This is a genomic window from Novosphingobium sp., from assembly GCF_030696665.1.
Taxonomy (GTDB): Bacteria; Pseudomonadota; Alphaproteobacteria; order Sphingomonadales; family Sphingomonadaceae; genus Novosphingobium.
The window spans coordinates 1-8,162 of the sequence record NZ_JAUYRV010000019.1 but is presented as its reverse complement, the minus strand read 5'-3'; the positions used below and the strand labels follow the sequence as shown (position 1 = coordinate 8,162).

5 protein-coding genes are annotated in these 8,162 nt (G+C 61.8%); all 5 read right to left on the bottom strand.

What is annotated here, in order from left to right; all coding sequences use genetic code 11:
* Positions 1-174: 174 nt before the first annotated feature.
* The 5 genes from Q8R81_RS04590 to trbC are packed head-to-tail and all read right to left on the bottom strand — an operon-like array spanning position 175 to position 8,025.
* Positions 175-2,778 (bottom strand): conjugal transfer protein TraG N-terminal domain-containing protein, encoded by a 2,604-nt coding sequence (locus tag Q8R81_RS04590; protein ID WP_305616267.1) that lies wholly within the window; start codon positions 2,776-2,778, stop codon positions 175-177.
* Positions 2,779-2,816: 38 nt separating this feature from the next.
* Complete coding sequence (locus Q8R81_RS04585; RefSeq protein WP_305616266.1) at positions 2,817-4,265, bottom strand: conjugal transfer protein TraH; 1,449 nt, start codon at positions 4,263-4,265, stop codon at positions 2,817-2,819.
* Entirely contained in the window at positions 4,265-5,089 is an 825-nt protein-coding gene (traF, locus tag Q8R81_RS04580; protein WP_371135306.1) for a conjugal transfer protein TraF, read from the bottom strand. The genes Q8R81_RS04585 and traF overlap by 1 nt, the downstream gene beginning before the upstream one ends.
* A gap of 33 nt (positions 5,090-5,122) precedes the next feature.
* Entirely contained in the window at positions 5,123-7,204 is a 2,082-nt protein-coding gene (locus Q8R81_RS04575) for a conjugal transfer protein TraN (RefSeq protein WP_305616268.1), read from the bottom strand.
* A 26-nt stretch (positions 7,205-7,230) separates the two neighbouring features.
* On the bottom strand, positions 7,231-8,025 hold the full coding sequence (gene trbC / locus Q8R81_RS04570; protein ID WP_305616265.1) for a type-F conjugative transfer system pilin assembly protein TrbC: 795 nt from the start codon (positions 8,023-8,025) through the stop codon (positions 7,231-7,233).
* Positions 8,026-8,162: the final 137 nt, after the last annotated feature.

Here is an 8,162-nt window from a genome sequence, read left to right as displayed (position 1 = left end):
GCCGCCGAACTGGATAAGCAATGGCCTGCTTCGCTACGCCCTACGGGCTCCGCTACGCAGCCCATTGCTTCAACCGCGCCGATGCGCAAAACAACCGCCCGGCTCTAATCCCAGCTGGAGGAAAGCTGGGGGTCACGTCAGCGCCCACCTCAAACTGAAAATGCAACTGTAATGCTAGGTCTGCGGACGAAGTTGGCGATCTTCCAATTTCGCCGTGAGACCCGAGGCTTCTGTGCCTGCCAGTGCCCTTACATCGGACAATTCTTCGATCCGTTGTGATCGAAGATCGCTCATCAGATCGTCCATCGCCAGAGTGACTGCAGCATCACGCCTTGCCAGATCACGATAGCCCAAGTTCGGGTCGGACAGATCCGGCAAGTGCCACTCCGGATGATCATGCCGTAGAGCTTCATAGCGATCCTGAATAACGTTGGACAGGTCGTCGGAAATCTGGAAGCCGTGCGATTGCGCATAGCTCGACTCGGTCAACATGCGATTGCCGATCTCCCTGTAGCGTGCTGCGGCTTCACGTCGCTCATCCGCTTCAGCCGTGCGCCAGTCACTGCCCTTGCTTGTCGTATTGGAGCGGCTCTGATCCGCATACTGCGAACTCTGGTCGAATGTTCCGTCGGAACGCGTTTCGCCGCTCGATCCGCTGACGATGCTGCGATTACTGGTTTCGTCGGTCTCACTTGCGCCTTTGGTTACCTGGTTCGCGGCTGACCGTTCATGGGCTGATCGATTGTCGCTACCGCTTTCATGGCGGCCGTAGAGCGAACCTCGGGCTCCCACAGACACGCCAACTCCCCTTCCCGCTTGTCCAAGGCCGGCAGACGCATTTCCGCTGATGTCGGCGGACTGGCCGGAAATGCTGTTTTCGAACCTGCCTGAGCTTCGGCTATTACCTTCGCGAAGGATCAGATCGTTGCTGGAAACCTGTCGGGAGGAGTGGCCAGTGGCGGCCTCGACGTTAACCGATCCTGTCAAGTTGTTGGTGTCGGATGTGCGCTGCCCACTTTCCTGCCGGCGGCCTGAAACCTCACTCGTTACTGCGACAGTGCTGCCAAAATGCCCGCGGGAACTCGACCACGTCGTCGAGACGCTATTCTCGATCCGGTCAGCTTCATTGAGGTACCACTGCCCCTGGTTGCGCAAGTCCGCAGCATAGCCGCTCGTCATCGTCGCCTTGAACGGCAACTGGGAAATCGCGCCGCTGGTATCGACCACGTTCCGGGCAGAACCGTAGCCATGGTAGACCCGGCCATCGTCGCCGCGAGCGGCAGAATGGGCGGCCCCGGTCGTGAGATTCGGCGCTGTATTCCATTGCGACCCTTGGACATTGCCACTGTTGAGATTGCCGTAGCTTACGTCACCGAAGGCATAGTTGCCGGTGGTCCGTTCGGCGGCTGCGGCGTCCGCTGCACCCTGCGCGGTGCCAAGCATCGAGCCCATGCCGTGCGCAACTGACAATGTCCCGCGCATGACCATGAGTGCAAGGACCGGTACAGACATCATCAGGAACCCGGCCATCGTCGCGATGTCCTGGTTCACGCCTGCAATGCCGGACCAATTGCCAAGCGTCACGCCGCCGCCGGCGAGGGCGCGCGATTGCGCCGCAAGCCGGTCCATGACGAAGCTGTGCACCAGGACGTAGATCGGGCCCCAGGCGGCAAGGTAGAAGAAGCCTGCGAAGTATCCCTTCAGTGCCGCAATGCCTGTCCGCGGGAAAAGTAGCAGCGGAAAGACCACCGGGAATAGCGCATAGAAAACGACCGTGAGGACGACATTGAGAACCGGGATCCAGATAAGTCCCTGCTCTGCCGCTGTCGTCATGGCATTGCGCGCCTGGATGTCAGCGCGCTGCAGAGCGAAGGCATCGGAATCGACGTTCCCGAAATCCAGTTGCGCAGCCTCAAACGCATCGATCATGCTCTTCTGGCGCAGGATCTGGTTGCGCGGCGCCGATGCCCCGGTCAGCATTTGTGAGATCACCGGCAGATCGGTTGCCAGCTTGTTGTTTGCCGCAGCCGCCGCAAGCTTGGGGTACAGCCTACGCGCAAATGGCAGGGCAGCAGCCTCGATCTGTGTACTCCATTGCGCATTGAGTGCCTGCCAGGCTTGCGCACAGGTCTTGCCTTCGATGTCGGTCGCACCACCGGTGTCGGTCAGGAACTTCATGCCGCGATTGGTGGCGGCATTGACCCCGAGCTCAGCCCACAGATCGCTGGATTCGCTCAAGACCTTGAGGCTGCGGGTGCCCAGGAGAATGTCGTAATAGGCGCATTGCTTGAGGAAGCCATCGAGATTAGCCCGAAAAACCGGATCACGAAGCTCGAAAGTGCGGGTCTTGTCCCACAGCCTTGCGCCGTAGACATAGCCACCGGTCGAGTAGTTAAGAGCTGAGGGCATCACGAAGACCGTTTCTGCCGTGCGGGTGAAGTAGTCGCTGATCTGGCTGGTAAAGGAAGCCATCATTCCGAGCCCGATCGGCACGTTGGCGACCGTCGCCGGGGCAAGGCGCGGGTTGATGCGGTCGGTGACCTTGACCGTGACGGTCGGCACCATCAGCACCAGGTAAATCAGCGTCGACTGGATGAACCAGCGCAGCCACACTCGCCAGTCGAGGTCCATCGCGGTGATAAGCAGGGCGTAAGTAAGCCCTATGACCATGCAGACGCTCAGCAGTGAGCGGAAGCCCCCCGATCCGGTCCAGGCGGCCACCGCGTTGAAGGTGTTGACGAGGAATTCCCCGCCGCCGACCGTGAAGACTTCGAGCATGTGTCGCCCTTCTGCGTGGTTTTGCCTCTCGACAGTTGCTACTGGAGCTGGGTTCCAAGCGACCTCGAGAAGCGCAAAGCTGCTGCCATCTGCGGCGAGAGCTGGCTGCGCAGGGTCTTCTCGAGCATCTGCGTGCGCTGGATCAGCGCGAAAGTCTGGTCGAAACGTTGCGAGGTGCGCGCCGCGATCCCGAGGAAATTGCGGCGGGTTTCGTAAAGCCCCTCGCGCCATTCGCGCAAGCTATCCGCATCCGCCCCGTTGAAGTCCGAGCGCGCATTCACCGCCATGTCGATGAAGCGCATGGTCATGGTGGTGACGAGGTCGACCGCTACGATCTCGGACAAGTCATTGAGCTCTTGCGCAGAGATTCCGAATTCGGCTGCGGCGCTGACCGTGATGATCTTGTAGACCGGAACGCTGGCCATGCCGAGCAGCTGGATTTCTGCAGGCGTGAGCGCAGCGCCAGGATCGCGAACCTTGCGCGCCATGCTTTCGATGAGCGTGCGCACCCGCGCCTTGATCGCAGCATTGGGGCCGATGACCATCTGCGTTTCGGAAGGGTGCATGCATGCCGCGCTGTCACTTCCGCAGCTCAGGATCTTGTGCGGGCTTGTCGCGGTTCCGTCGAGCATCGCGCTGATCAGGGCGGCGTCGGCCGGGCCGATGAACTGGACCCGCGGCTTGTCGTCGTTTCCGACAGGATCATAGATCACCGTGCCGACGAGCGTCATCAGGAACTCGCGGAATTGCGTGTCGAACCCGCCGTACTTTCGGGAAAGCGCCTTCCAGGTGTAATTGTTGGGCATGCCGGCAAGCTCACCCATCGCGGGGTCGGCATTGGCGGCCTGGAGGCTCTCGCGCTGCCCGCCGTTGTTGCACTGCTGTCGGGCTCGCGCCCAGTCGGCGACCGCGCCTTGGGCATTGGCGATCGCTTCGCAGACCACCGAGGAGGCCGTGTCGCTGGTCGGCCACAGGCCGCCCACCAGGGCCTGCGCGGTCTCGCAGCTGGCGATGTTCATCTGGTTCATCTGCTGAACTTTCTGCGCCAGTTCATCCATCACCTTGCCGATCTCGGGCGAGATCGTGTCGATCGCGAGCTTGAAGGCAAAGCCGAGCGCATTGTTGGCTGTCGCTTTCATCATCGCGACGAGTTCGGCGGTATTGATGAAGGAGAAGGAGCCGGAGAACAGATCGATGCCGCCACAGCCTGCGCGCGCGTGCGGCAGCTCGAGATTGAAGGGCTGGATGCTCTTTTGCGGAAAGCGCGACCAGACCGAGCCCATCGAGTAGTACCCTGCCGATTGCCCGCGATAGGCGCTGGGGCCAGTGACATTGGTCGCAGTACCCATCTCGCTCATGAAGCTCGACATCTCGCCTTCGACCCCTGCCATTGCAGGCATGGGCATGCCCAACAGCAGGGCACTGGCTGAAACAGCGCAAACCAAGCGCTGGCTCCTGCCCCGGAGGCGGCAGAACTGGTTGTTCATCAAAAGTCACTCCCGCTTTTGACCGTGGTCAGCTGGAACACGCGGTCGAGGATCTCGTCCTGACTGAGAATGCCGTAGCCGATCGGCAGGGGGCGGCGCGTCACGCTGTCGAACAGGACAAGGGCCGGCACTTGTCGGTCTGTGCCGAGCCCAAGCCGCTCGTATTGCCCGGTGTCGACCATGTAATCGTGGAAAGCCGTTGACGGCCCGCCGTCCATCGACACAGCAAGCACCGGCAGGGCGTAGCGATCGCGCACGGCCTTGAGGATCGGGGCAAAGATGTCGCAGGCACCGCAACTCGACGCGAAGAAATAGAAGACGCCGTAGCGGCGGCCGAGCTGGGCCATGACCTGGTCCCGGTCGGTCTTGCGCTGGTCGATCCAGGCACGCTTGCCCAGTGTCGAAACCGGCCGCTGCAAGGTGTAGTCGAGGCCCGGGTCCTGCCATAGGACGCGTTGCCAGACGTCGGCGAAGGTCGAGGAACGATCGAGCTGAGCGCGTTGGAAGCGTATATAGGAGGTTACGTTCTCGGGGCTGGGATCGAGGATTGCCTTTGCCTTGAGTTCTTCAAGTTCGGTGCCGATGGCCGCCAGTGTTGCCCGGGGTGAAGTCGGTGTTTGGGTGTTTTCAGGCTTGCCCTCAGGTGGGTCGCAGTAAAACCAGGTGCCGAGCTGCCGCTCGGTACAATAGAGCGCGTCGGCTTCGCGCCGGATCTCGATATCGCCACTATCGCTTGAAGCTGCATGCCCTTGCGATGCGAACCCGAGAGCCAATCCCATGCCGGTCGCAAAGAGGGGCCGAAAGTTTGTCGTCGACAGTGGCATGGCATGCTCCTTTCATTTGGCTCGCGAAGGGGGTTATGGCTGGGGCTGCCCGTAGAACTGGCTGATCCGGTTCTGCACCTCGACCAGCATGGCCGCCTCTTCGGGCAGGCGTGCGGCCTCGGTGAAATCGGCGTAGATCTCGGCAAAGTTCAAGGTGGACAGATCGAGTTGCTGGAACTCGAACACGGTGAACCCTGCGCAGCTCTCGCTTTTGGGCGGAGCCCAAGGCTTGCTCAGTTGCACCCGGCCCTGCTCCTGCAGCATGCGGGTCAGTTTTGAGGCAAAGCAGCAGTAAGCATCGCGCTTCGTCACGCAGACGCCCATAACCTTGGAGGAGCAGTAGGTCCCAACCTTGTGACACAGTCCGGCATCGTCCTTTTTGTCGAGTTTCTGCTCGGCCGCGCTGCACAACCACGGCGTCAGGATCGGCGCGCCCTTGCCCGTGCAGCAGTTCGAAATGCCGAAGATCTTCTTCGCGCAAGTCTCGCGTGTTCCCTTGAACAGCGACAGGTCATCCTCGCTGAATTCGGCATTGGCCTGTCCCAGGGCATGGAGCCCGACCAGCGCGTCCTTGAACTCGTCCGACGCCTCGCGCTCCACCGTCTCGCAATCGCCATTGAGGCAATAGATATCGCCCGAGCAAAGGTATTGCTGAGGCTCGGGATCCGATCCTGGAACAGGGCAGGAATAGCTGCGCTCGGTGACCTTGCATGAGCCATCAGGTGCGGGTGGATCATCGAGACAGACCTCGTTCGTCTGCTGGCATCCGGGCATGGCCTCTGCCACGCCGCAGTCGTTGTGCGCGCCGGTGGCTTGCTGACAAAGCGAGGTTCGTGCCTTTTCCCAGCAGGCTTGCCGCACCGGGATGCCGGCTATCACGCGGGTTTCATCAGGGGCGCTGCAGATTTCTTTGGTCGCTGTGCATTTTTCCGGATCGGCAGTGCATGGACCGGCCGTCCATTGCGCGGTGAACCATCGCGTCTCGCTTTGCTCGGGCAATAGTTCGGGGACCAAGGCGCTGCAGGCGTAGACCTCCTCTTTGGGCGCGGTTTCGAGACAGCGCAGCTTGCCACCGCCCAGGAGATCGCTTTCGAAATCCCAGGCAAGGCAAAGGTCGCGCTCGACAAGACCGGTAGAAATGGCATCCGTGCGCATACATAACGGCATGCCCAGACCTGCATCACATTGCTGCAGGCCTGTGAGAAATTGGAGCGGTGCCCCCATGGTCGGATCGACGCTCAGAGCCTGGGAAAGCCCGGAGCGATTGCAGCGATAGACGTGGCCACTCGCTTCGAATGCTCCAGCGGGCGGTGGCGCAGTGATTGTGCCGACAAGGAAAGCATCCGGATCGGTGACTGGCGCATCGCAACTGTAGGAGGTGACCGTGAGGCCGTACTCGGGCACCAGCGTTGTGCCGGTGCCTTGGCACTGCGCTGAACCCGCCAACGCCCTGCAGCCGTCGTAAGTGGGCGAGGACACGCAGACATACTGATAGGCCAGTGCTTCCCATAACCTGACTTCGAGTGTGGTCTTGCAGCTCTGTTCATGCTCGACGATGCTTTCGCCAATGTTGCAGGTGATCTCCACGCTGCCGGGTGCACCTGCCCCCGGCGGCAGCGCCGTGCAGGCACCGGCGCTCCCGTCGGCCGCCACGCCGTCGACAAAACGTACCGGGTCGTTTGCGATTGCGGTTGCGCGCGCAAGGTCTTCGCGCCCCACCGCAATGCGTGGACGCGAGGTGGAATTGGCCGTGCGCCAGGCATCGCTTTGACTTGCTGCAGCGGCACCGTCTGAGGCCAGCGCGTCGGCACGGTCGTAATAGCGCGTCTCCTGCGGGTAGGTGGGTGAATGGCCCGGAATCTGTGCTGCCGCGCCGGGCGCCGCGGTCAGGTCCTGGTAGCTCTGCCGCAATGCGCCGCCCATTTGCCGCGCATCTTCCTTTGCTTGGGCAGCGGATATCGGTGCTGGGGCTGTGGTTGGCGGTAAAGCAGGTTCAGGAAGCGTTGGAGGTGGCGCGGTCGGCAGCGGCGGCAGAACTTCGACCAGGTCGTCGGGTGGCGGAATGTAGATTTGGGCGACTGCGCTCGATGCCGCAGCGAGTTCGCCCAAAACCATCAGGCTGGCGAGCAGTGCCCGGCCCTTCATTGCCCCTGCCCCTTCTCCAACTGGTCAAGCGCAAGCCGGGCAATCGCCGCGCTGGGTTCATGGGCGGCAGCAAAGCTCTCGAGTGCATAAGCGAGGCTGACATTGCCGGTCATGCGCGCATGGGCAGGCACTGCGCTGGTGCAATCGAGGCCGTCACACAGTTCGTAGCCCCCTTGTGCCACCACGAAGGTGGGCGCAGCCGCGACGTGGAAGGCGCGGAAGAGGCGCGGATCGATGGCGATGTGGGCCTCTTCCTGCTCGCTGCGGATCACGCGCATCAGGCCTTTGGTGAAGACCTTGGCGCTGTTTTGCGGGAAGCCTCTGAAAACGACCAGGCCTCCTGCACGCGTGGTATCACGCACCAGATTCTGAAGAGAGGCTTGCGGCATCGACAGGCTGGCAAAGACGATCAGCAAGGGCCCCTCGCCCATCGGCAGTCTCGCATTGGCCGCGGCACCATCGAGGATCGCCGCAAAATCGACAGTTCCATCTTGCGGACCCGCGGCGCGGGCGTCCTGCCACTGCCTGGAGCGCTGTTTGACGTCCGTGCGGACCTGCTCTGCCGCCCCACTCTGCGCCTCGGCCCGTTTCATTGCCGTCGCGACAAGAGCTTCAAGCTCCTCGGTGTCGGCTTTGCTCCGTGATCGAATGGCTTCGAGATCGAGCCCGTTGATGCTCTGTGCCGTGGCCCCTGAAACTGCAGCCAGCACGGCAAGCCCGGAAATACGCCCAGCAAGACGGGCGAGAAGGCCCAGTTTGCTGGGTTCAAGAAGGGCGCGCCGAGGACTCATAGTAGAGTCAGACGTGGGCGCTGTGGGGTGTCTCCACCGCCAGTTTCCCACGCCTGCTCTCCGAACCGGACGTGCACCTTTCGTTGTGCATCCGGCTCTCCAGAAGCCTTGGCGAACTCGGGTTTCTTCATCCATTT